Raw genomic sequence first — 24786 nt, forward strand, 5'->3', positions numbered from 1 at the left:
TGCGCGCGGCCCCTCACGGGCTGCGCATCTGATCCGAGACGGAAGAACCGGTTCATTCCATGAGTGATCTCAAAGTTGGCCTTGCGGGTCTCGGCACTGTCGGGGCTTCGCTCATCCGCATGCTTGAGCGTCGTGAGGACGAGCTGGCTGACCGAACTGGCCGGCGGGTCAAGGTGGTGGCCGTTGCCGCCCGTGACCGGAGCCGTGACCGCGGCGTCGATCTCTCCGGAATGCGCTGGTACGATGACCCTGTCGCCTTGGCGCAGGACCCGGACATCGATGTGTTCGTCGAACTGATGGGTGGTGAGGGAGACCCCGCCAGAGCCGCCGTGCTTGCGGCGCTGGATGCCGGTCGCCCGGTCGTCACCGCCAACAAGGCGCTGCTCGCCAAATGGGGAACGGAACTCGCCCGCCATGCCGAGGCAAGCGGGGCCGGCCTGTATTTCGAGGCGGCGGTCGCCGGCGGCATCCCCATCGTCAAGACCCTGCGCGAGGCCCTGCTGGGCAACCGGATTGCCCGGGTTTCCGGCATCCTCAACGGCACCTGCAATTATATTCTCACCCGCATGGTGGATGAGAAGCTCTCCTTTGATGACTGCCTCGCCGCCGCCCAGCGCCTTGGCTATGCCGAGGCGGACCCGAGCTTCGACATTGACGGCTTCGACACGGCCCATAAGCTCGCCATCCTCACATCCCTGGCCTTTGGCACACAGGTGGATTCCGATTCCATCTATGTGGAGGGCATCCGCCAGCTCACGCTGGAGGACCTCGAGGCTGCCAATGACCTTGGCTATAATGTGAAGCTGCTGGGCGTGGCCCTGCGGACCGATACCGGTATCGAGCAGCGCGTTCATCCCACCATGGTGCCGAAGCACTGGCCGATTGCCCAGGTTTCCGATGTCACCAATGCGGTGGCTGTGGATGGTGATGCGGTTGCGCTCACCCTTGTCGGCCCCGGCGCGGGTGGAGATGCAACGGCTTCTGCCGTGTTCTCGGACCTTTCGGATATTGCCCGCGGCAACAAGGGCTATGCTTTCGGCCTGCCGGTAGAGGAGCTTTCCACGCCCAAGCGGGCGCCCATGCGCCACCATGAGGGCGGCTATTACATTCGTCTCTCCGTGGTGAACAAGCCCGGCACCGCCGCCACCATCGCCCGCTGCATGGCCGATGAGGGGATTTCTCTCGAATCCATCATGCAGCACCGGCCGGCGGATGATGCCAGCAATCGCGCCCAGCCCACCGCGCGGGTTATTCTCATCACCTATGCGACCTCTGAACAGGCCGTGCGCCGCGCCATTGCCGCCATCGAGGCGGATGGCGTCATCGCCTCGCTGCCGCAGGTGATCCGCATCGAGAAGGACTGATACCATGAGCGCCGACCGGACGCCCCCGGCACTGGACCGTCGCCTTGCGCTGGAGCTGGCGCAGATCACCGAGCGCAGCGCTGTCGCGGCAGCGCGTCTGCGCGGGCGAGGGGATGAGCAGGCGGCCGAACTCGCTGCCGCCGGCACCTGCCACCGGGAACTGTCCCGCTCCTCCCTCTCCGGTGTCATCATCATCGGTGAGGGCATGGAAGGCGAGGTGGACCAGCTTTTCGTGGGCGAGGAGATCGGCCTTGGTGGCAGCCCGGTAGATATTGCCGTGGAGCCGCTTGAAGGCACCACGCTGTGCGCCAAGAACATGGAAGGCTCCATTTCGCTGGTCGCGATTGCCGAACGTGGCTCCCTGCTCAAGGTGCCGCCGGTCTATATGGAGAAACTGGCGATTGGCCCGGGATATCCGGAAGGCATCGTCTCCCTCTCCCGCCCTGCGGAGGAAAACGTGCAGGCCCTGGCAGAAGCCAAGGGCGTGCCGGCATCCGAGATCACCGCCCTCATTCTGGATCGTCCGCGCCATGCCTCTCTGGTGGAGGCTGTGCGGCGCACCGGGGCTGCCGTCAAGCTCATCACGGATGGTGATGTGGCCGGCGTGATTCACACCACCAATCCGCAGGAAAGCGGCATCGACATTTATCTCGGCCTTGGCGGGGCGTCAGAAGGCATTCTCGCCGCCGCCGCCCTGCGGTGCATTGGCGGGCAGATGGAAGGCCGTCTGGTGCTCGATAACGAGGACAAGCGCCGACAGGCCCGCGCCCTCGGCATCAAGGACTTTGAGCGCATCTACCGGCTGGACGACATGGTGCAGGCGGACTGCATCGTGGCCGCGACGGGTGTGACGGATGGCGCCTTGCTGAAGGGTGTGCGCTTCGGCCGTGATGTGATCGAGACAGACACAGTGGTGCTGCGTGCATCCACCGGCACGGTGCGGCGCATTTCCACCCAGCATCGCGATTTCCGCAAGTTCCACTTCAACGACTGACCACCCTGAGATCGGGACTCGCAAGCCGCCGGGCATGGTTTAAGATCATCGCCACAGGGATGACCGCCGAAACGGCAGGGTTCCGCCCTGTCTTGCCGGAGCCTGCATGGATCACCTGATCTTCCGCCTCGCTGTTTCCCTCGCCATCGGTCTTCTGGTCGGGCTTGAGCGTGGCTGGCGGGAACGGGAAGAACCTGCCGGCAGCCGAACCGCCGGCATCCGGACCTATGCCCTGTGCGGGCTGCTGGGCGGTGTTTCGGCGGAGCTGACCCGGGAGCTGGACAGCCCGGTTTTTCTGGTGACAACCGGCATCGTCTATGCCGCCATCTTTGCCATCTTCAAATATCGGGAGATGGTGCAGGATCATGACTATTCCATCACCAGCCTGATCGCGGCACTGCTGGTTTTCGCCCTCGGCGCACTGGCCGTTCTGGGTGAAACCGCGATTGCCGGCGCGGCGGCGATTGCAACGACCGGATTGCTGGCGGCGCGGGACCGCCTGCACGGCATGGTGCACAACATGACATGGCCGGAGCTGCGCTCGGCCCTGCTGCTGCTGGGCATGACCGTTATCGTCCTGCCTCTGCTGCCGAACCACACCATAGACCCCTATAACAGCATCAATCCCCGGCAGATCTGGCTCTTCATGGTGCTGACAGCCAGCATCTCCTTTGCCGGTTATGTGGCCGTGAAGGTTGTGGGCCCGGACAAGGGGATATTTTTCAGCGCCATTGGCGGGGCTCTTGTTTCATCCACGGCGGTGACGATCGCCTTTGCCAGACGCTCCGCCCTGGGTGAGGTGCCGGGGCTGCTGGCAGGTGGCGCGGCGCTTGCCGCCATGGTCTCGCTTCTGCGGGTGATGATCATCTGCGCCATCGTCGCGCCCGCTTTGCTGGAGCCCCTGCTGCCACCGGCGCTGGTGGCTTCCGTTGTTTTTTGCGTGGGCGGCATCTGGCTCATGCGGCATGGCACACAGGCCCCTTGTGAAAGCTGCGTGGGTAACCCTTTCGAATTTGGGCCCCTTCTGGCGTTTGCCGGCATGTTCGGCATCGTATCGGCCTTCAGCGGCTTTCTGCTGTACAAGGTGGGGCCACAGAGCCTTTATCTCGTCAGTGCGGTTGCCGGCATTGTGGATGTCGATGTGCCCGCACTGAATGCCGCCCGCCTTGCCGGTGGCAGCCTTTCCCTGGAAAGCGCGGCACAATGCATTCTCATTGCCATCGGCATGAATGCGCTGGGGCGCGTGGGTTTCGCGGCGGCTGCGGGCACCTTCGCCTTTTCCATCCGTCTGGCCGTCATCACCGCAGGTGCCATTCTGGCCGGCCTTGCCACCGCTCTGGCGCTGCATGAACTGTAGACCACTCGACGCGACCCCTTTCCGGCGGCTACATAAGCGCCGTGATGATACAGGCTGCACCCCGTTCCTTTCTCAATGTCACCCATTCCGTCACCGGCCGCACATGGCAGGAGCGCCTGAACCCGCGTTCCGCGCAAACCAGCATTGCCATGGTGCAGCGCTATGGCGTGAGCGAGCTGCTGGCCCGCGTGCTGGCCGCGCGCGAGGTGGGGCTGGAGGATGTGGAGCGCTATCTCGACCCGACCATTCGTGACCTGCTGCCAGACCCGGATACATTGACCGACATGGACAAGGCCGTTGCCCGTCTGGCGACCGCTGTGCAGAATCAGGAAAAGGTGGCCGTCTTTGGTGACTATGATGTGGATGGAGCCTGCTCCACGGCGCTGATGGTGGAGTTCCTGCGCGCTTGCGGCCTTGATCCCCTCTTCCATATTCCCGACCGGATTTTCGAGGGCTACGGCCCGAATGTACCCGCCATCGAGCAGCTCGCCGCCCAGGGGGTGCGCCTGCTGGTGACCGTGGACTGCGGCACCACCTCGACCGAGCCGCTGGAGGCCGCGCGCCGGCTGGGACTGGATGTGGTGGTGATTGACCACCATCAGGCCAATGAGGCCCTGCCCCCTGCCGAGGCTATCGTGAACCCCAACCGCGAGGATGATCTCTCGGGGCTGGGCCATCTGTGCGCGGCGGGTCTCACCTTTATCACGGCTGTGGGCTTGCTGCGCGAATTGCGCAAGCGTGGTCACTTCAATACGGCACGCCCTGCCCCGGACCTTCTGGAAGCGCTGGATCTGGTCGCCCTGGCCACGGTGGCGGATGTCGTGCCCCTGCGCGGGCTCAACCGTGCCTTCGTGACCAAGGGGCTGATGACCCTGCGCCAGAGACGACGCCCCGGCCTGACCGCGCTGATGGATGTGGCGCGGATGGATGGGCCGCCGCGTCCGTTTCATCTCGGTTTCCTTATTGGTCCCCGCATCAATGCCGGAGGGCGCATTGGCGATGCGACCCTTGGCACGCGCCTGCTCATCACCCGTGATCCGGTCGAGGCGCAGATCATCGCCGCGGAGCTGGACCGGCTGAACAGCGAGCGGCAGGAGGTGGAGCGCAACATCGTTGCCACGGCGGAGAGCGAGGCGGAAGCAGCCCTTGGGCTGGGCGATGATGCGGCGGTGATCGTGGTGAGCGGGGCGGGCTGGCATCCCGGTGTTGTCGGGCTGGTCGCCTCCCGGCTGAAGGAGCGTTTCCAGCGCCCGGCCTTTGCCATCGCCTTCACGGGAGACACCGGCACCGGCTCCGGCCGCTCCATTCCCGGCGTTGATCTGGGCCGGGCGGTGCGCGAAGCTGTGGAAGACGGACTTCTGCTGAAAGGTGGCGGCCATGCCATGGCGGCCGGCCTGACGGTGGAGCGCGCGCGGCTTGGCGATTTGCGCGCCCATCTGGAAACCCGGCTGGCGGAGGATGTGGAAAAATCACGCGCGCAGGGAGCCCTTTCCATAGATGGGGCGCTCACGGCAGGTGGCGCGACACCGGCGCTGGTGGAAAACATTTCACGCGCCGGGCCTTTTGGCGCGGGCAATTCCGAACCGGTTTTCGCCTTCCCCAACCATCGCATCAGCTATGCGGAGGCGTTTGGCGCAGGGCATGTGCGGGCACGGATCACATCCGGCGACGGCGCCAGCCTCAAGGTCATCGCCTTTCGCGTGGCGGAACAGCCTCTGGGCCAGGCATTGCTGGCCGGACGCAACCGCCCCATGCATATTGCCGGCGCGCTGGAACTGGAAAGCTGGCGGGGGGAGACCCGTGTCGCCCTGCGCCTGAAGGATCTGGCGCAGACGGGTTAGGCGTCATCTGTCTTGACGATGCCACAACCGCGTGTCCACTGCGCACGAAAAGGTTATAAGCCTCACAGGGCATGCGTCAGGCGACTCCGGGGCGTGGCGCCTCTGGTGCATCAGAAGTTCAAAGGAATCGGGTGGTACGGACGCCGTTTCCACCTCAGGCCGTTTCCATCCCAATGAGGGGCAGCGTATGTTTTCTTCGCTCATCGCTCAGATCAGCCAGAAATTCGGCCTTAGCGCCGGACAGGCTGAACTTGTCATTCGCGCCGTGCTGGGCTTTCTCGATGAAGCGCCGCAGGGTTTGACCGCAGTGGTGGAACAGGTAAAGGCCGCAGGGCTTTCCGGTTCTCCCGAGACATGGGCAACGGCCTCCGGCCCGGTGCTGGATGGCGAGAAGGCGAGCGCGATCTTCGGTTCGGTGGCCATTGCCGCCATCGCCAGCACCTTCAAGGGCACCTCCGAGCAGGCCGCCTCCATCATCGGCTTTACCCTGCCCAAGGTTCTGGGGCTGATCAGCGATCATGGCGTTGTGCCCGCCGGCCTGCCGGATGCCGCATTCTCCTTCCTGAAGACCGGCACACTGCCGCCCGGCCTGCCGCCGGATCATCTGGTGAAGTCGAAGATTGGGGACTGGCTGCTGCGCGGCGTGATTCTGGCGGCAGCTCTTGGTCTGGTGCTCTGGCTGACCCCATGGCACAAGCTGTCCTCCACGCCCGGTGCAAAGGAAACCCCGCCCCAGCCAAGCATCGAGGCTGTCGAGCAGGAGGCCCATGCGCCCAAGGCTGGCCATGAGGCCCCCGCCGCTGCCGAGAAGCAGCCCGAGGTGGTCGCCGCCCCCACCAGCCCGGCCCGCCTCTCCCTGCGGGAAGAGGATGGCGTTCTGGTCTATGAGGGCTCCGTTGCGAATGAGGACAGCCGCAAGGATCTTCTCGCCGCTCTTGTTGCCGTTTATGGCGCGGACCGTATTCGTGGCAATGTATCGGTTGACCCCAACACCGCCCCTGCCCCCTGGCTCGCCAATCTCGGCGGCCAGCTCACGGCTCTCAAGTTTCCCGGCCTTGATGCCCAGTTTGAAGGCAACCACCTGAAGGTGAACAGCCTGCCGGCCGGAACCGACCGTGAAGCCCTGCTCGGCGCACTGCGCCAGTCTTTCGCCTCGGGCTCGGTCACCCTGCCGGCCGCGGCACAGCCGGTGGCAGACCGCCCTGCCCGCCTCTCCCTGCGCGAGCTGGGCAACAAGGTCATCTTTGGCGGCGCGGTGCCGGACAGCGCGAGCGCGGACACCATCAAGCAGACTCTGGCTGACGTGTTTGGCGCCGAGAACATTTCCGGTGATCTCTCTGTCGACCCGCGTTACCAGGCCCCCGGCTGGCTGACCCGCCTGGGTGAGTTCCTGGGTCTGGTGAAGAGCCCCGGCCTGAACGTTGTGCTTGATGGGTCGGATGTGGACATCCGCGCCATTTCCCCGAATGTGGACCGCACTTCCCTGCTGGAGAAGCTGAAGGCCCTTTTCGGCGGTGATGTTGCCGTGACCCTGCCGGACCTTTCCAGCCCCCGCCTTTCTGCTGAATCCGCGCTCAGTGCCCTGAACGCCCTTCAGTCCGGCTATCGCGGCAAGGATGTTGCGCAGACCCTGAACCAGGTTGCCATCGAGTTCGAGACCGGCAGCGCCACCGTGCCCGCCACCGAGCGTGAGGTCATCCTCAAGGCTGCGGAACTGATCAAGGGCCTGCCGCAGGGTGCCCGCGTGATCATCGAAGGCTATACGGACAATGTCGGCGATGCGCAGATGAATCTCGCCCTCTCCGAGCAGCGCGCGGAAGCAGTGAAGACCATCATGGTTGAGGCTGGCGTGCCTGCCGAGGATATCAGCGCCACCGGCTATGGTGATGCCAACCCGGTGGACACCAATGAGACGCCGGAAGGGCGTGCGCACAACCGTCGCATCACCTACGAAATCCAGGTCCGCTGATTGCCGACCCTCCTTCCCCCGAAGGCCTGAGGCAGCGGGGGAAGGGCAGACTCAAAAGGGGCGCTCCATGCCGGAGCGCCCCTTTTTCATTTCAAGCTTGGGAAGCTGTGATGCTCAGGGCATCAGGGCAACCTGCCGGAGCCCTGCATCTTCCGGGAAACCCATGACCAGATTCATGTTCTGCACCGCCTGGCCGGACGCCCCCTTCACCAGATTGTCAATGGTGGAGATGACGACAGCGCGCCCCGGCACCCGGTCCGCCACCACACCGATGAACACATGGTTGGAGCCACGCACATGGCGGGACTGCGGCACCTGCCCGAAAGGCAGAACATGCACGAAGGTCTCGCCCTTGTAGAAGCTGGAGAGGATGGCATGCAGATCCTCTGCCTTGCCGCCCGTGGTCTGCACATAGATGCTGGCATAGATGCCGCGGTTCATGGGCAGGAGATGGGGTACGAAAACCGGCGTGACCGGACGGCCGGCCGCCTTGGAATATTCCTGATCCAGCTCACCCATATGCCGGTGCGATCCGACGGAATAGGCATGGACCCCCTCTGAAACCTCGGAGAACAGCATGGCTTCCTTGGCCGCGCGGCCAGCGCCGGACATGCCGGTCTTGGAATCCACCACGATGCTTTCAGGCTGGATGGCGCCGGCCTCCAGCAGCGGCACCACCGGCAGAATGGCAGTGGTGGTGTGGCAGCCGGGATTGGCGACAAGACGCGCCTTGCGAATCTCGTCGCGATAGATCTCGACCAGACCGAAAGCCGCCTCCTTCTGCAGTTCCAGCGCGGCATGGGGGTGCCCGTACCACTGCTCATAGGCACCGGGATCCTTCAGGCGGAAATCGGCCGAAAGATCAACAACCTTCACATGTGCATTATTCTCGAACAGGGTCTTGATCACGGTCTGCGTGGTGCCATGGGGCAGAGCGCAGAACACCAGATCAATGCCGGAAAAGTCCACCTCACTGATCGAAACCAGCCGGGGCAGCTCATAGGGGGCGAACTGGGGGAACACCTCGGCCATGGTCTGGCCGGCCTTCCGGTCTGCCGTCAGCGCCGCAATCTCCACGTGCGGATGGCGCAGAAGCAGGCGCACCAGTTCCGCGCCGGTATAACCAGAAGCGCCAAGAACTGCGATTTTCGCCTTTGCGTCCGCCATCGTTTTCTCTCCATCTGCCGCCATATGCGGGGCTACGCTCTTCAATTGCGTTCTCTACACTCTTCCCGAGACAGGCGAAAGCCGCAACTGCCCTCTCCACATGTTTCCTTTTTGTTCCGATTTGGACTCCGCGTTTGGCAGCTTTCATGCCAGAATGGGCGAAAGCACATTCCGATTCTCCAGGTGATGTCCGCAGCTTGTTAAGGTCCGCATGTCAGGTTTCTCCTGCACGCAAGGGCCTTTCCAGCCCGTTGCATCCATTTTGCCTGCCATATCCGGCTTCGAGGTCCATGTCCCAGCCTGACGATCTTTTCGCCGCCCCGCCGCCTGCATCGAAGACCAAGGCCAGAAGCAAGGCTGCGGTGAGCGTCCCGACCATGGCGACCGAATATACCGCCGCGCATATCGAGGTGCTGGAAGGGCTGGAGCCCGTGCGCCGCCGCCCCGGCATGTATATCGGCGGAACGGACTCCAAGGCCCTGCACCATCTGTTCGCCGAAGTGGTGGACAATGCGATGGACGAGGCGGTGGCCGGCCATGCCACCTTCATCGAGGTGCATCTGGCGGCTGATGGCTCGCTGACCGTTTCCGATAATGGCCGCGGCATTCCGGTGGAGGAGCACCCCAAGTTTCCGGGCAAATCGGCGCTTGAGGTCATCATGACCACATTGCATGCCGGCGGAAAATTCGACAGCCAGGTCTATGAGACATCCGGCGGCCTTCATGGCGTTGGCATCTCTGTGGTGAATGCGCTTTCAGATGTGCTGGAAGTGGAGATTGCCCGGAACCAGACCCTCTATCGCCAGTGCTTCTCCCGCGGCATCGCGCTGGCCCCGCTGGAAGAGGTGGGGCGCGTCAACAATCGGCGCGGCACCCGTGTGCGCTTTCATCCCGACCCGGAGATTTTTGGCGACGATCTCCATTTCGAGCCCGCGCGCGTGTTCCGCATGGCCCGCTCCAAGGCCTATCTGTTTGGCGGCGTGGAGGTGCGCTGGTCTTGTGATGCCGCGCTGCTGAAGGGCGTTGAGGGGATCCCGGAAAAGACCGTTTTCCGCTTCCCCAATGGCCTGAAGGACTATCTCGCCATCGAGATTGAAGGGCGCACCCTGGTGCACCCGGATATTTTCGCCGGCCGCATCCAGAAAACCGGCGGGCACGGCTCGGTGGAATGGGCCGTGGCCTGGCTGGCGGATGGGGATGGAAGCGTCTCCTCCTACTGCAACACCATTCCCACCCCGGATGGCGGCACCCATGAGAACGGCCTGCGCGCCGTGCTGCTCAAGGGCCTGCGCGACCATGCCGAGCGCTCCGGCGTCGGCAAGCGCGGCAGCGTCATCACCGGTGATGACGTGATGACCGGCTGCGCCGCCATGCTCTCAGTCTTCGTGCGGGAGCCGGAATTTCAGGGCCAGACGAAGGATCGCCTCGCCACCACGGAAGCCGCGCGGATCGTGGAAAGCGCGCTGCGGGATCCGTTCGATCACTGGCTTGCGGCCAACCCAGCCCATGCCACCCGCCTGCTCGACCATGTGATCGACCGGGCGGAAGAGCGCCTGCGCCGCAAGCAGGAGAAAGAAGTCGCCCGCAAGACAGCGGTGCGCAAGCTGCGCCTGCCCGGCAAGCTTGCTGATTGCTCCAATACGGATGCTGCCGGCTCCGAGCTTTTCATCGTCGAGGGCGACTCGGCGGGAGGTTCCGCCAAGCAGGCACGGGACCGCAAGACCCAGGCCGTTCTGCCCCTGCGCGGAAAGATCCTCAATGTGGCCAGCGCGGGCCGGGACAAGCTGGCCCAGAACCAGCAACTCACGGATCTGGGACAGGCGCTCGGCTGCGGCACTCTTGGCCAGTATCGGGAGGCGGACCTGCGCTATGAGAAGGTCATCATCATGACCGATGCCGATGTGGACGGCGCCCATATCGCCTCATTGCTGGTCACCTTCTTCTTCCGCCAGATGCCGAAGCTGATCGAAGGCGGCCATCTTTTCCTCGCCGTGCCGCCGCTCTATCGCATCACGCAGGGCGCCAAAACCCTGTATGCGCGCGATGATGCCCACAAGGATCAGTTGCTGAAGAAAGAGTTCACCGGCAAGGGCAAGATTGATGTGGGCCGATTCAAGGGGCTGGGTGAAATGATGCCGGCCCAGCTCAAGGAAACCACCATGAGCCCGCTCACCCGCACGCTCCAGCTTGTGACCATTGCGGATGCGGAAGCCGCGGCAACGGCGGATCTGGTGGAGCGGCTGATGGGCAACAAGCCCGAAGCCCGGTTCCACTTCATCACCGAACATGCGGCCTTCGCGGATGAGGAACTGCTCGATATCTGAACCGCATGCCCCAAAGGCGCAGATGCCGGATTGTCGGGCAACCGCAGAAAATGAGCCGTTCTTCCAGATAGAGCGTGCCCCAGTAAAAAGGCGCGGCCCGGTATTTTTCCGGGACCGCGCCTCCATTCACGCATCCATTGACCCGGCTCCATGCACAAGGCGGGTCGGGAACCGGGTCAGGCCTGCCCGAGCCTCTCCTCAAGCGCCGCATAAAGCGGATTATCCGAGGCGAAGACATATTCCAGCGGCGTCACGCTCACCATGCCCGCCCCCCGCTCGCGCAGGAAGATCGTCAGGTCGTGCAGCGTTCTGGGCGGGCAATGCAGGGTCAACATGCCGGAAGATGTGGGCCCGCCAAAGGGGGCGACACAACTGAAGCGCTGAACGGCCTCCGCCACCAGCGCATCATTGAGCCGCGCACAGCGGGTCCGCACTTCACGCATGGTGCGCGCGCGCTTTTCCGCACCCAGCCGGTCGAACATCGCCCGAGCGGCGGCCCGCGTGGCATCAGGCCAGCTGGCGGTGAGCGAGGCGACGAGATTGGCCTGCGATTTCAGGATCACGCCGTCATCCACCACCTTCAGCCCATTGGCGGTGAGGGTCGCACCGGTGGAGGTGATATCGACAATCAGCTCAGCCGTTCCGGCAGCCGGCGTGCCTTCCGTTGCCCCGGCACTTTCCACGATACGGTAATCAATGATGCCGTGGCGGGCGAAGAAGCTGCGGGTCAGGTTCACATATTTGGTGGCCACACGAATGCGCCGGCCCGTACGGCCATGGAAATGGCTGGCCACATCGTCCAGATCATCCATGGTGCGTACATCGATCCATGCCTGCGGCACGGCCACCACCACATCCGCATGGCCGAAGCCCAGCGCCTCCAGCAGCATGACACGGCTATCCGCATCACGAATGTTTTCGCGCACCAGATCCTCACCCGTCACGCCGATATGGGCGGTTCCGGCAGCCAGCGCACCTGCAATCTCGGAAGCGGAGAGATAGGCGACTTCCACATTCTCCACGCCATCCAGCGCACCGCGATATTCGCGCGCCCCACGGGACTGCTTGAGAGGCATGCCGGCGCGGGTGAAATAGGCGTGGACATTTTCCTGCAACCGCCCCTTGGACGGCACAGCCAGAATCAACGGCTCATTGCTCATTGTGCGGCATCCATCTTCGGGGCGCTGATCTTGGTGGCATTGATGACAGCCAGACGCTCCAGCCAGGCGGAAAGGCCAATGCCCGGAATAGCAGACTGAGCCCCAAGGCGCGCCAGCAGCCTGTCATAGCGCCCGCCCGCCACCAGCGGCCCATGCGTGCGCGAGCAGGGATCATGCAGCTCGAACACCATGCCACTGTAATAATCGAGAGGACGGCCGAAGGAGGTGGAAAAATGCACCTGCGCCAGATCCACCCCCAGGGCGGTGAGGAAGCCGGAGCGCTGGTCAAAGGCATCCAGCGCTTCGGAAAGATCGATACCAGCCTCGCGGGCCAGTTCGCGCACCTGGGCGGATGCCTCGTCCGGCGCACCGGAAATGGCGAGATAGCGCGAGAGAATATCTGCCGCCTCTGCCGAGACGCCCCCCGCATCCAGCTCCGCCTGTTCCAGAAAACGCTCGGCGATTTCCGTGACAGAACGCCCGCCCACCGTGGAAATACCGGCGATGGAGAGCAGATCGGTAATCAGGGCGCGCGCCGCTGCCGGGTCTGCCCCATTCAGTGCGGCAAGAACGCCGGAATGGCGGCCCTCACCGGTTTCCGCCGGCTTGCTCTGGCCGAAATCCGGCTCGATCTGTCCCTGTCCGAAATCCTTCATCAGGCGGCGGCGCTGGGCGGGCGCCAGAGGCAGCGCCTCCAGAAGCGCGGCGAACAGGCCCACATCTCCCAGACGAATCTCGGGAGATGGCAGGCCATAAATGGCGCACACCTCAAGCCCGAGGGCGATCATCTCCGCATCGGCGGCCTGAAGATCGGTGCGGCCGAAGGATTCGACGCCAGCCTGCTGGAACTCCCCCTGCCCTTCGCCCCGAAAGCGGAACACCGAGCCCAGATAGCTGACCATGGCCGGCAGAGGCATCTTGTGCTCAAGCACCGTGCGGGCGACCGGAATGGTCAGGTCCGGCCGCAGGCAAAGCTCGCGCCCTTCGGCATCTGCGGTGAAGAACATCCGGCGGCGGATGGACTCACCGGAAAGATCCAGAAACACGTCCGCAGGCTGAAGCACCGGTGGATGGACGCGCGTGAACCCCGCCGCATCAAAGCGCGCAATGAGCGCTTCTTCCAGAAGGCGTGGATCGTGGGGGAGATCAGGCGCGGGCACCGCGGCAGTCATGTCTTCATCTTCCATGGGAATTTTGCGTTCAGCTTCTAGCAAAGGCCGCCGCATAGGGCCACCCCACTCAGGCCTTGTGCTGATCTATGGGTTTGTCTCGTCTCTCCACAAGGCAAAGGGGTGGTCTTAATGCCAGCGCGATCCTCCTCTATGCTATGGCGCGAACGAGCCGGAGGATGAGATGGCCGATTTGGAAGCGGATGCCGCCGCAAAGACGAGCGCCGGAACCGGCAGCAAGGGTCCTGATGTCAAAACCCTGAGCTTCGAGCAGGCTTTGGAGGAACTGGAATCCATCGTCACCAGCCTGGAGGCTGGCAATGTGCCGCTGGAACAGTCCATCGCCATTTATGAGCGCGGAGAAGCCCTCAAGGCCCGCTGTGAGGCCCTGTTGCGGGCAGCCGAGGCACGGGTGGAAACAATCACCACCGATACGGATGGCCGGGCGGTGGATGCCCTTCCCTTTGATCCGCATGACTGACACTGCCCCTGCCCCGTTTCAGGACGGGACAGGCCCTGCCGAAGGCCGTGGCACTGCGCGCCATGGGCGAATCACCTGTCGGGGTGGCGGCACTCCGGCTGGCCGGCAGGAGCCTCTGCGGGTCCATCCGGCGACGCAGATGCCATAAGGGCTGGAGGCCATAAGGTGTGAAGGCCAAGGGCGCGGGCCGAATCGGATCGCCCCGACCTTGCCTTGCGCTTCGGCTCCCGGCCACATCACGCGGAAACGGGCGGTTTTTCCGCCCGTTCGGCACGCTCAGTAGATGCCGGGGATCACCCGCTTCGTGCGGCGCATATAGTCATCATATTCCGCACCGAAAGCCTCGCGCATCATCTGTTCCTCGCGCCCCACGCGGAAGAAGAACAGGATGCCGAAGCCGACAAGACCCGCCGGGCCCGCCACATAATTCGGCAGCAGCAGAAGCTGCGCCAGCGCCCAGAGGAAAAAGGCGGAATACATGGGGTGGCGCACCTGGGCATAAATGCCGTCTGTCACCAGCTTGTGCTGCTCCTTGATCTCAAGGGTCACGGACCAGTCCTTGCCGATAGCCTTGTGGGTCGCCCAGAACAGGCGCAGCGCGCAGATGAAGACGATGATGCCGGCCACCACCTGTACCGTGCTGATGGGATAGGAGGCTGCCGCCGGCCAGCCCGTGGCGGCATAGATGGCCGGAATGACGCCAAGCCCCAGCGTGGAGATGGTGAGCAGTGTCATGTCCCGCAGATTGCGGTGGCGCGCATCCTTCACGCTCTGCCGCCGGGCCTTCCGCTGGAAGGGGATGCGCAGCACATACCAGGCAACCACGCCGACAGCCCAGGCAATTTTGGAGATGGCGAGAAGGCTCATTGAGTGTCCTTGAACAGCAATCCGGCTTGAAGAAACGGGCGCACCCTCATTCTCCATTCACGCAACGGAAGCAATAGAAAGGGGAAGGCCACGGATGCAACCATAATTCATGAACAGGCCTCACGCGGCACCTTCCACCCCTGTCCTATTCCGCTCCCCCTGCCGGCGCAATGCACCATCTTCGTCCACGAAGTCCAGCAGGCCGCTGGTTCTTGAGGCCAGCTGATCGAACAGGACCGGGCCATGCACATAAGCGTTGAAATCATGGCAGGAGCGCTTGTCACTGGCGAGAAAGCACTGGCAGTGCAGGCGCATGATATCCAGCCGGAAGCGGTTATAGCCCTCTGTCGTGAGCATGTCGGCAATGGCGGCGTGGCGGATGAGCGGGCGGGCCGAATAATCCCCCGGCACGGTGTTGCTGTCCGCGATCTGCGCGACAGACAGGGTCACCGGATTCACCTTGTAGAAGCTGACAATATCATCGCGAGACTGGATTTCGAGCCAGCCGATCCATGATGCGGCGGCCACCTCATGAGCAGCCGCCCGCAGCCTCTCTCCGGCCGGATTGAGGGCGAACTTCACCGTGGTGCTGCCCAATGTAAGCAGGCGGATGGGGATCGCCCGCCCGAAGTCCGGATCCAGCTTCAGCGCCACCGCAACTGCGCTGACAACATGCATCGCCCCCAGGCTGTGGCCGGCAATGACGATCTCATCCACCCCGCCCGCCCGCGCGACATCCACCAGCCGCTGGCCAAAGGCGTGCACGCGCGCATCCAGCTCCGGGTGGCGTCCATGGGCGTAATCCACCGAAAATTCGGCCAGATCGAGAGATTGCTGCAATCGCAGACGACGGCCCGGCCAGCGCATCAGCCCCAAACCGCACAGGACGCAGACAATGAGGCCGCACAGCGCCGCAGGCACAGCCCCGATATAAGGTGCCAGACCATATCCCGCGGCCAGCCCAAGCCCGACAGCCGCGGTCCATATGGCCAGAAGCAGGGCATAGGTGAACAGGAAGAACAGCCCGTAACGACGGCTGACCCCGAAATAGCCGCGCAATGTGCCGCTGGTGAACATGTCCGCCAACGCTCGCGCAGAGCCCTTCAGATGCGACCAGAGCGGGCGCTTCATATCGGCCCGGACCAGATCATCCCAGGCGAGCACCTCGAAGGTGGATTGCACCTTCCAGTCCTGTCCCCGGGTTTCCACATGCCATGCAGCGCCCGTGCCGGTGCGCTCCGGCTCCTCCTGAAGCACCTGTGCGTTCAGGGACCAGACGGCGGCGAAACGGCGCAGCTCGCGGTTAAACACCCGAAAGTGCCCGCCGACATCCATGGGATGATATCCCGCCACAAAGAAGACATGACGGCTTTTTGCCCGCCACGCGCGACCTTTCTGCATGGCTCGCCTTCTAGCGAAGAGCACACGGCTTGACCAGATCCACGTCGACCGGAACAGCCGATGAGCCGACAACAGACGTCCGCTGAGGAAAGACTTCTTTGGAAGGCGACTTTTCCTTCACGGCGCAGAGCTTTAGTCTGTGTGCGTCGTGTGGACTCGACTGGCGCACATGCTCCCGCGCCAGTGATGATGCCCGCCAGGAGTTTTCCCATGCTGCGTGACGCCGAACCCCAGAGCATTCGTCTTGCCGATTATCAGCCCCCGGAGTGGCTGGTGGACACGGTCCATCTCGATGTTTCGCTGCATCCGACCCAGACCCGCGTGACCTCCCGCCTCGCCCTGCGGCGCAACCCGAAGGGCACCGCAGGTGCGCCGGTGGTGCTGGATGGTGATGGCCTGACGCTGGTGCGTGTCGCAATTGATGACCAGCCCGTTGCCGGAACCGCCTATCAGGCGACACCGGATGTCTTCACCCTGCCCAACCCGCCATCGGACAGTTTCACCCTTGAAATCGAGACGCTGGTAGACCCCACGGCCAACACCCAGCTCATGGGGCTCTACCGCTCCTCCGGCAACTACTGCACCCAGTGCGAGCCGGAAGGGTTTCGCCGCATCACCTATTTCCCGGACCGGCCGGACGTTCTTTCTGTCTACACCACACGTATCGAGGCCGGCCGGGAAGAGGCTCCGGTTCTGCTTTCCAACGGCAATCTGGAGAAGGGCGGCCCGCTGGAGAGTGACCCCAGCCGCCATTATGCGGTGTGGCATGACCCCTGGCCCAAGCCGTCCTATCTGTTTGCCCTGGTGGGTGGAAAGCTGGCGAAGGTGGCGGATCATTTCGTGACCCGCTCGGGCAAGCCGGTAGAGCTTGGGATCTATGTGGAGGAAGGCAAGGAAAAGCGCGCCGGATATGCCATGGATGCCCTCAAGCGCTCCATGCGCTGGGATGAGGAGAACTTTGGCCGGGAGTATGATCTGGACGTGTTCAACATCGTCGCCGTGTCCGATTTCAACATGGGTGCGATGGAGAACAAGGGGCTGAATGTCTTCAATGACAAATATGTTCTGGCCACCCCGCAGACCGCGACCGATGCTGACTATGCCGGCATTGAAGGGGTCATCGCCCATGAGTATTTCCATAACTGGACCGGCAACCGCATCACCTGCCGCGACTGGTTCCAGCTCTGCCTGAAGGAGGGGCTGACCGTCTTCCGCGATCAGGAGTTCTCGGCCGATGAGCGCTCGCGCCCGGTCAAGCGCATTTCCGATGTGCGGGTGCTCAAGGCGGCCCAGTTCAGCGAGGATGCCGGCCCCCTCGCCCATCCGGTCCGCCCGCAAACCTACCGTGAAATCAACAACTTCTATACGGCCACCGTCTACCAGAAGGGGGCCGAGGTGGTGCGGATGCTCAAAACCCTGCTGGGGCCGGCAGGCTTCCGCGCGGGCATGGATGTCTATTTCCAGAACCATGATGGCGAAGCCGCCACGATTGAGAACTTCCTCACCTCCTTCGCGGAAGCCACGGGGCGCAATCTCTCGCAGTTCGCCCTCTGGTATGAGCAGGCCGGCACGCCCCTTCTGAAGATTCAGGGCGCCTATGACGAGGCGGCCGGCACCTACAGGCTGGATGTCTCCCAGTCCATTCCCGCCACACCCGGCCAGACAGTGAAGCAGCCCATGGTCATTCCGCTGGCCATCGGCCTGCTGGGGCCGGATGGGAAGGATCTGCCCCTCACTCTGGGCAATAGCCCGCTGGAGAACGGCGTTCTCGAAATCACGCAGGCGGAGCAGAGCTTTGTCTTCACCGGCATTCCCGCCCGGCCTGTGCCCTCGCTGAACCGCGGCTTTTCCGCACCGGTAAATATCGAGAGCAATCTGTGCCAGAAGGACCGCGTTTTCCTCGCGGCCCACGATTCAGACCCGTTCAACCGCTTCGACGCCCTGCAGGGGCTGGCTCTTGACCTGCTGAAGGAGGGCGCACGCGCCGGCGAACTGCCCTCCGCCGAGCCGCTCATTCACGCCATGCGCCGCATTCTTCTGGATCATGGGCTGGACCCTGCCTTCAAGGCGCAGGCGCTGGCCCTGCCCGGCGAGGGCGAGGTTGCCCGCGAGCTGGGACAGGATGTGGACCCCGACGCGATTCATACCGCCCGTCTCGCCCTGCGACATGCTATCGGGCAGGCGCTGGAGGAGGAGTTCCGCACCGCCTACAAGGACATGACCTGCGAGGAGGCTTTCAAGCCGGATGCCGCCTCCGCGGGCCGCAGGGCCCTGCGCAATCTGGCGCTGGACTATCTGGCCATCACCGCCTCGCATGAGGGCATCACCCGCGCTCTGGCCCAGTTCCGGGTGGCGGACAACATGACCGACCGCTTCGCCGCCCTCTGCGTGCTGAGCCAGCACGATGTGGAAGAACGCGAGACGGCCCTCACCTCCTTCCATGACCAGTTCCAGAATGACCCTCTGGTCATCGACAAGTGGCTGACCCTTCAAGCGCAGATTCCTGCCGCCAATACGCTGGACAGGGTGCGCAAGCTGATGGCGCACCCCGCCTTCTCGCTGAACAATCCCAACCGGGTGCGCGCGCTCATCGGCGCGTTTGCCCATGGCAACCCCACCCAGTTCAATCGTCCGGATGGGGCGGGATACGCATTTGTCGCGGATATCGTGCTCCAGCTCGACAAGACGAACCCACAGGTTGCCTCACGCCTGCTTTCATCGTTCCGCAGCTGGCGCCAGCTTGAGCCCGCCCGTCGCGATCAGGCGGAAGCCGCCCTGCGCCGGGTGGCGGATACGAGCGGCCTTTCGGCCGATGTGGCGGATATCGCCATCCGCTCCCTTGCCTGACATGACACAACCCCGCCCGGCGCACCGAGAGGCCGCCGGGCGGGGTGTATGACCCTCTTCCTCAACCATATCGTGCAAAGCAGGCAAACAGACTGTCATCCACAACGGAAAAGTGAGCCAACAAAAGGCTTCTCAATACTTTTCCCCTTCATCCACAGCCTTCCGCGAACATGGTAAACGCGCTTTTCACGCCTGTCATGGCGTTGCCGCGAATCGCCCGAAAATTCCCCCTCTTGACACGCCCTGAAGCTGGACAAATCACCCTCGATTCGATTCCAATGACACTGATTCGGAGAGATGCGGCACGTCCCTCCAGATCGAGGACGTGGGAGTGGAGGACTTAGGCCGTCCAACACTTCCGAAGGACCCTGAGGAGACCGGCGATGGCACGCGCCAACGCGGCGGGCGCGAGTGCGCGCGACCCGGCCATACGTGGCCTGGCGCGTTCAATTGCACGCCCTGCGTATCAGCGACTGCTCGATGCAGAACCACTTCTGCGCCGTATTGTACCGGCACTCATCATCACCTTTCTGGTGGTGCTTGGGGTGGGTGCACTCGTGCAGGTGCACACCCAGCGCAGCACCGTTCTGGAAAACGCGAAGGATGAGCTTTCCCTCATGGCCCTTGCCACGAGCGAGAGCCTGAACCACCATGTCGGCAAAAGCCTTGAAGGGGTGAGCGACGCCCTTCTGGCCGCCCTGCCCCCGCGCGCCAATGAAATGGGGCGCCGCATCTATGTCACCGATACGCAGGGGCACATTGTTGCCGCCGCCCTGCGGGGCGAGAACACGCCCGAGAAGCTTTCCGAAATTCTGGACCCCTCGCAGCCCCTGCTCGTGTTTGCCGAGCATGCCGGCGTCCTTGAGGTGAATGTGGGCGGGCAGACCATGCTCGCCACCGTCCGCAATCTGGAAGCCCCGCTTGGCCAGCTTGTCTATCTCCAGCCGCTCCAGCGCGCGCTGACCGTATGGTCCGACACCACCACCCTGACGGTAACCCTGTTCACCACCACCGGGGCGGTGCTGCTCATTCTGGGCTTTTCCTTCCACTGGCAGGCCCGCCGCGCCCGCGAGGCAGACCATATCTATGACACGGTGCGCCGGCGCATCGACACCGCCCTCAACCGCGGCCGCTGCGGCATGTGGGATTGGGACATGGCCCGCGGGCGCATGTACTGGTCCGACACCATGTATGAAATTCTCGGGCTTGAGCGGAAGGATGACCTGATCTCCTTCGGCGAGATCCGCAAGCTCGTGCACCCCGAGGACGGGGACCTCTACGAACTGGCGCAGGAACTGGCGGAGCGCCCCGGTGCGGCGGTGGATCGTGTGTTCCGCATGCGCACCACCAAGGGCAACTATGTCTGGCTGCGCATGCGCGCCGAGGTGGCCCAGCAGGTGGGCGAGGATGGCCCCCATCTGATCGGCATCGCGATGGACGTGACCGAGGCCCAGCACATGGTGGAGCGCACCAATACGGCCGACATGCGCCTGCGCGACGCTATCGAGAGCATCTCGGAATCCTTCGTGCTGTGGGACAGCAATAACCGTCTGGTGCTCTGCAACTCCAAGTTCCAGAGCCTGCACGAGCTGCCGGATGACGCCATTCAGCCCGGCACCCCCTTTGAGACCATCTCCGCCCTTGGCCGCCACCCCAAGGAACGCACCACCCTGCCCGAGGACAAGCCGGAAGAAGGCACCCGCGCCTTCGAGGCCCAGCTCTCCAACGGGCGCTGGCTGAAGATTGCCGAGCGCCGCACCAAGGATGGCAGCTATGTGTCGGTGGGAACCGACATCACCACCATGAAGCGCCATGAGGAGCGCCTGCGCTCTTCCGAGGCACGGCTGATGGCTCTGGTGTCCGAACTGCGCAGCTCCGAGGAAACCCTCAAGCAGCAGACCCAGGAACTGGCCTACCACACGCAGCAGCTGGTGGAGATGGCGGACCGCGCCGATAGCGCCAACCGCGCCAAGAGCGAGTTTCTCGCCAACATGTCCCACGAGCTGCGCACGCCGCTCAACGCCATCATCGGCTTTTCCGAAATCATGGAAAGCGGGATGTTCGGCCCCCTCGGGTCGCAGAAATATTCGGAATACTGCTCGGACATCAAGGGCTCCGGCAAGTATCTGCTGGACGTCATCAATGACATCCTCGACATGTCGAAGATCGAAGCTGGCCGCATGCAGCTTGAAGTCGAGGATGTGGCGCTGAACGACATCATCGCCGACGCCATGCGCGTGACAGCGGTGAACGCAAACGTGAAGGGCATCGCCATGACGGACGATGCCGATGAGCAGATCAATATCAGGGGTGACCGGCGCGCCCTGAAGCAGATCCTCCTGAACCTGCTTTCCAATGCCGTGAAGTTCACCCCGGAGGGCGGCAATATTGCCGTCAAGGCCCGTGTGAAGGGTGATACTGCCGTGATCGCCATTGTCGACAGCGGCATCGGCATTGCCCGTGAAGCGCTGGCGCGGCTCGGCCGCCCGTTCGAACAGGTGGAAAGCCAGTTCACCAAGACCCATCAGGGCTCGGGGCTGGGTCTTGCCATTGCGAAATCGCTTGTTGAGCTGCATGGTGGCACCATGCGCATTCGTTCAGAGGTTGGTGAAGGCACTGCCGTGGTGGTGCGCTTGCCTGTCCAGTGCCGCATCATGCCGGCGCTGGAGCAGCCCCAGCCTGCCGCCTGATACCGGCACGAAAGCTGGCCGGCAGGGGTGCCCTGCCTCACTTGCGCCAGCCAGACCCACGCGCAGACTCTCCGGTCTCATGCCGGGCAATCAGGACATGACTGTTCGCCAAGGGGCCTGACCACAAGGCCCCTGTTTCATTTGGAACGGGATGCAGCTGTGCCCGTCAGCGGGCGGCGCGGCCAAGAAAGCGATCAAAAATCGCACGCACCTGCGATTGTGTCTCCAGAAGATGCGCACTCAGGCTCTGGAAATCCGGCATCTCGCCCGCCCGTGCCAGAAGCGCGCGCAATGCCGGGCTGGCATCTGCCGGAATGACGTGGGCATCCACCGCAAGGCGCAGAACCTCTGTCAGGTTCTGGTAGAGGCGACATGCATTAGTCAGCACATGCGCATCTTCCGCCTGCAGAAGCCCCAGCTTTCCGGCCTGCGCCAGCACACGCGCCGTGGCGGTGCTGACAATCTGCGGATACTCATGGGCATAAGCCAGCACCAGATACTGGGCGATGAACTCCACATCCACCTGGCCGCCTGCGGCATGCTTCAGGTTCCAGCGGTCATCTTCGCCCTTTTCGTCGGCGATCGCCTGGCGCATGTCCAGAATATCCCCGGCAAGGCTGCGATGATCTCGCGGCTGGGACATGACCTTGTGGATCACCTCTTCCACGCGCTTCTGGAACAGCTCGTCCGCGGCAATCACGCGGGCGCGGGTCAGCGCCATATGCTCCCATGTCCAAGCCTCCTCCTTCTGGTACAGCTGGAAGGAGGACAGGCGTGTGGCGAGCGGGCCGGAACGCCCGGAGGGGCGCAGGCGCAGGTCGACATCATAAAGCTTGCCGGCATTGGTCAGCGCCGTCAGCGCGCTGATGAGGCGCTGGGTGAACCGGGCGAAATATTGCGCGCCGATCAACGGGCGCCGGCCATCGGAGTTCGGGTCCGCATCCGCATCGAAGTCATAGAGCACGATCAGGTCGAGATCAGACCCGGCGGTCATCTCGCGCCCGCCCAGCTTGCCCATGGCGACAACGGCGGTGGCAGCGCCGGCGATCGTGCCGTGCATCTCCATGAACCGGGTCCAGACCCGCCGGTGAAGTGCCCGGATGATGACCTCGGCAAGCCGGGCATAAGCCTCACCCGCACGGGCAGCCGGCAAGGTGCCGGAGGCAATGCGCACGCCAATGAGCACATGCTGTTCCTGCCGGAAGCGGCGGGCGCGGTCGAATTCCTCTTCCTCGGTTTCTGCCGTGTCCAGCAGATGGTCGAGATGGGCCTTCAGGCTCTCCTCATCCGGCAGCACATCAAAAAAGGCCGGGTCCAGCAGCGCATCGGTAAGCGAAGGCTGGCGGGCCAGCGTCTCGCCCAGCCGTGGTGCCGCGGTCAGGATCGTGGCGAGCAGACGCACAAGATCCGGGTGCCGATCCAGCGCCGCCAGCAGATTGGGGCCGGGCAGATCAGTGAAGAAACGGTCTGCCGCAATCAGCGCTCCATCCGGGTCACCGCCACGAGCGAGGGATTCCAGAAGAAGCGGGATGACGCGGCCAATATGCTGGCGTGCGGTCTCCCCCCGGATGGCGCGATGCTTGCCCGCCAGCCAGTCCCGCACAATATTGCTGGCGGCGGCCGGATCCTTGAAACCCATCTGCGCCAGAGTCGCGAGGGTCTGCCGGTCATTGCCGCTCTCGGGAAACGCGAGCCCGCCATCAGGGGTGGCGGAGGGCGCATCCTCGAACAGCTTGGCATAATGCCCCTGCACGCGGCGCATACGCTCCACCAGAGCGGTGGCGAAGCTGTCGCGGTTCTCATAGCCCATGAAGTGGGCGAAGGCTTCCATGGCCTCCTGCCCTTCCGGCAACTCATGGGTTTGCGCATCCGCCATCATCTGGATGCGATGTTCCACTCGGCGGAGGAAAAGATAGGCCTCGGTCAATCCGTCCCGCACGGCCGGGGCAATCCAGCGGTGCTCCGTAAGCGCTTTCAGCGCCTCAAGCGTGCGCGGGGTGCGCAACATGGTATCGCGCCCGCCGGCGATGAGCTGTTGGGTCTGCACGAAGAACTCGACCTCGCGGATACCGCCACGGCCAAGCTTCACATTATGCCCCTCCACCGCCAGCACATCATGCCCGCGAAAGGCATGGATCTCGCGCTTCATGGCATGGACATCGGAAATGGCGCGGAAATCGAGAACCCGCCGCCAGACGAAGGGCGCCAGATCAGCCAGAAACCCCCGCCCGACCTCAAGATCACCAGCCACGGGGCGGGCCTTGATATAGGCCGCGCGCTCCCAGGTGGCACCTTCACGCTCATAATAGGCCAGTGCCGCAGCAACGGAGAGCGCCACCTGCGTGGAGCCCGGATCCGGCCGCAGGCGCAGATCCACCCGCACCACATAGCCGTCACCCGTGCGCTCCTGAAGCATCCGCACCAGACGCTGGGTGATCTTCACGAAGAACGGGGATGGCTCCACCCCCTCACGCAGGGGGGCGATATTCCGGTCATAGACGACGATCAGGTCGATATCGCTGGAATAGTTCAGTTCACGCGCGCCATGCTTGCCCATGGCGATAATGCCAAGACCGCAACCCTCCATAGGGTTGCTGGCATCGGGTGGAAGCAGGCGGCCGGCACGGGCGGCCTCGGCCAGCAGAAAGGTCAGCGCCGCGCGCACGGCGGCATCCGCCACATCACTGAGGCCGGCCGTGACCTCAACCAGATCACACGCCCCGCCAATATCGGAAAGGGCCAGAAGCAGCGCGGCTTCTGCCCGCATGCGCCGCAGCGCACGCATCACCGGGGCCTCATCCGCACTGGTGGTGGCGATGGCGGTGCATTCGGCAATCAGCTCATCCAGCCGGGTACGCGGATCATTGGCCAGAGAGCGCAATAGGCGCTGAGGCTCGGCGCGGATCAGGTCGGTGAGAAAGGGCGAACCCTCCATCACCCCCAGACACAGCTGCCGCGCCAGCGGATACTCATCCAGAAGCGCGTTGAGCCGGGCGAGATCTTCCGCATCCAGCCGTTCGAGGGATTGATCCAGCCGCAACCGGGCTGCCGCCTCGTTTCCGATAACAGGCCCCTCGCGCAGGCGTGCTGCGAGTGGAAGGACCGTATGCGGAAGAGCCGACATGGGCGCGTGCATGTATCAACCTGAAGGCACG

Annotated in this window: 15 protein-coding genes; 9 read left to right on the forward strand and 6 right to left on the reverse strand. The window is 63.7% G+C overall.

The window, feature by feature from the left end; translation table 11 throughout:
* Positions 1 to 59 precede the first annotated feature (59 nt).
* The 5 genes from ACT6QG_RS10700 to ACT6QG_RS10720 all read left to right on the forward strand — a co-directional run bounded on the left by ACT6QG_RS10700 (position 60) and on the right by ACT6QG_RS10720 (position 7525).
* A complete protein-coding gene (locus ACT6QG_RS10700) occupies positions 60 to 1364 on the forward strand; it encodes a homoserine dehydrogenase (RefSeq protein ID WP_444977556.1) in 1305 nt (434 codons plus the stop codon).
* 4 nt (positions 1365 to 1368) lie between these two features.
* Complete coding sequence (glpX, locus tag ACT6QG_RS10705) at positions 1369 to 2358, forward strand: class II fructose-bisphosphatase (RefSeq protein WP_444977557.1); 990 nt, start codon at positions 1369 to 1371, stop codon at positions 2356 to 2358.
* 106 nt (positions 2359 to 2464) lie between these two features.
* Complete coding sequence (locus ACT6QG_RS10710; RefSeq protein ID WP_444977558.1) at positions 2465 to 3715, forward strand: MgtC/SapB family protein; 1251 nt, start codon at positions 2465 to 2467, stop codon at positions 3713 to 3715.
* 44 nt (positions 3716 to 3759) lie between these two features.
* Positions 3760 to 5556 (forward strand): single-stranded-DNA-specific exonuclease RecJ, encoded by a 1797-nt coding sequence (recJ, locus tag ACT6QG_RS10715; protein ID WP_444977559.1) that lies wholly within the window; start codon positions 3760 to 3762, stop codon positions 5554 to 5556.
* Between the two features lie 187 nt (positions 5557 to 5743).
* The gene (locus ACT6QG_RS10720) at positions 5744 to 7525 is read left to right on the forward strand and encodes an OmpA family protein (RefSeq protein WP_444977560.1); all 1782 of its coding nucleotides are present in this window, start codon (positions 5744 to 5746) and stop codon (positions 7523 to 7525) included.
* A 114-nt stretch (positions 7526 to 7639) separates the two neighbouring features.
* Here the strand turns inward: ACT6QG_RS10720 and argC are convergent, their stop codons facing one another.
* Positions 7640 to 8692 carry an N-acetyl-gamma-glutamyl-phosphate reductase gene (gene argC, locus ACT6QG_RS10725; RefSeq protein ID WP_444977561.1) on the reverse strand — a complete coding sequence of 351 codons (1053 nt, stop codon included), beginning with the start codon at positions 8690 to 8692 and terminating at the stop codon, positions 7640 to 7642.
* Positions 8693 to 8982: 290 nt separating this feature from the next.
* On the opposite strand from argC, the gene parE reads away from it, so the two are divergent.
* Positions 8983 to 11016: a DNA topoisomerase IV subunit B gene (gene parE / locus ACT6QG_RS10730; protein ID WP_444977562.1), complete on the forward strand. Its 2034-nt coding sequence runs from the start codon at positions 8983 to 8985 to the stop codon at positions 11014 to 11016.
* 176 nt (positions 11017 to 11192) lie between these two features.
* Here the strand turns inward: parE and hisG are convergent, their stop codons facing one another.
* Positions 11193 to 12176 (reverse strand): ATP phosphoribosyltransferase, encoded by a 984-nt coding sequence (gene hisG, locus ACT6QG_RS10735; protein ID WP_444977563.1) that lies wholly within the window; start codon positions 12174 to 12176, stop codon positions 11193 to 11195.
* Entirely contained in the window at positions 12173 to 13348 is a 1176-nt protein-coding gene (locus ACT6QG_RS10740; RefSeq protein ID WP_444977564.1) for an ATP phosphoribosyltransferase regulatory subunit, read from the reverse strand. Before ACT6QG_RS10740 ends, hisG begins: the two co-directional genes overlap by 4 nt.
* Positions 13349 to 13529: 181 nt before the next feature.
* Here ACT6QG_RS10740 and ACT6QG_RS10745 point away from each other — a divergent pair, with 181 nt between their 5' ends.
* Complete coding sequence (locus tag ACT6QG_RS10745) at positions 13530 to 13826, forward strand: exodeoxyribonuclease VII small subunit (protein ID WP_444977565.1); 297 nt, start codon at positions 13530 to 13532, stop codon at positions 13824 to 13826.
* 276 nt (positions 13827 to 14102) lie between these two features.
* On the opposite strand, the gene ACT6QG_RS10750 is transcribed toward ACT6QG_RS10745, so the two are convergent.
* The gene (locus ACT6QG_RS10750) at positions 14103 to 14693 is read right to left on the reverse strand and encodes a protein-S-isoprenylcysteine O-methyltransferase (protein ID WP_444977566.1); all 591 of its coding nucleotides are present in this window, start codon (positions 14691 to 14693) and stop codon (positions 14103 to 14105) included.
* A 120-nt stretch (positions 14694 to 14813) separates the two neighbouring features.
* The gene (locus ACT6QG_RS10755) at positions 14814 to 16094 is read right to left on the reverse strand and encodes a hypothetical protein (RefSeq protein ID WP_444977567.1); all 1281 of its coding nucleotides are present in this window, start codon (positions 16092 to 16094) and stop codon (positions 14814 to 14816) included.
* A 210-nt stretch (positions 16095 to 16304) separates the two neighbouring features.
* Between ACT6QG_RS10755 and pepN the strand changes: the two genes are divergently transcribed.
* Positions 16305 to 18941 (forward strand): aminopeptidase N, encoded by a 2637-nt coding sequence (gene pepN, locus ACT6QG_RS10760; protein ID WP_444977568.1) that lies wholly within the window; start codon positions 16305 to 16307, stop codon positions 18939 to 18941.
* Between the two features lie 383 nt (positions 18942 to 19324).
* The gene (locus ACT6QG_RS10765) at positions 19325 to 21631 is read left to right on the forward strand and encodes a sensor histidine kinase (protein ID WP_444977569.1); all 2307 of its coding nucleotides are present in this window, start codon (positions 19325 to 19327) and stop codon (positions 21629 to 21631) included.
* Positions 21632 to 21797: 166 nt separating this feature from the next.
* Here ACT6QG_RS10765 and ACT6QG_RS10770 read toward each other — a convergent pair whose 3' ends face one another.
* Positions 21798 to 24755 (reverse strand): bifunctional [glutamine synthetase] adenylyltransferase/[glutamine synthetase]-adenylyl-L-tyrosine phosphorylase, encoded by a 2958-nt coding sequence (locus tag ACT6QG_RS10770; RefSeq protein ID WP_444977570.1) that lies wholly within the window; start codon positions 24753 to 24755, stop codon positions 21798 to 21800.
* Between the last annotated feature and the right edge of the window lie 31 nt (positions 24756 to 24786).

This window comes from Haloleucobacter ellipsoideus, assembly GCF_052491725.1.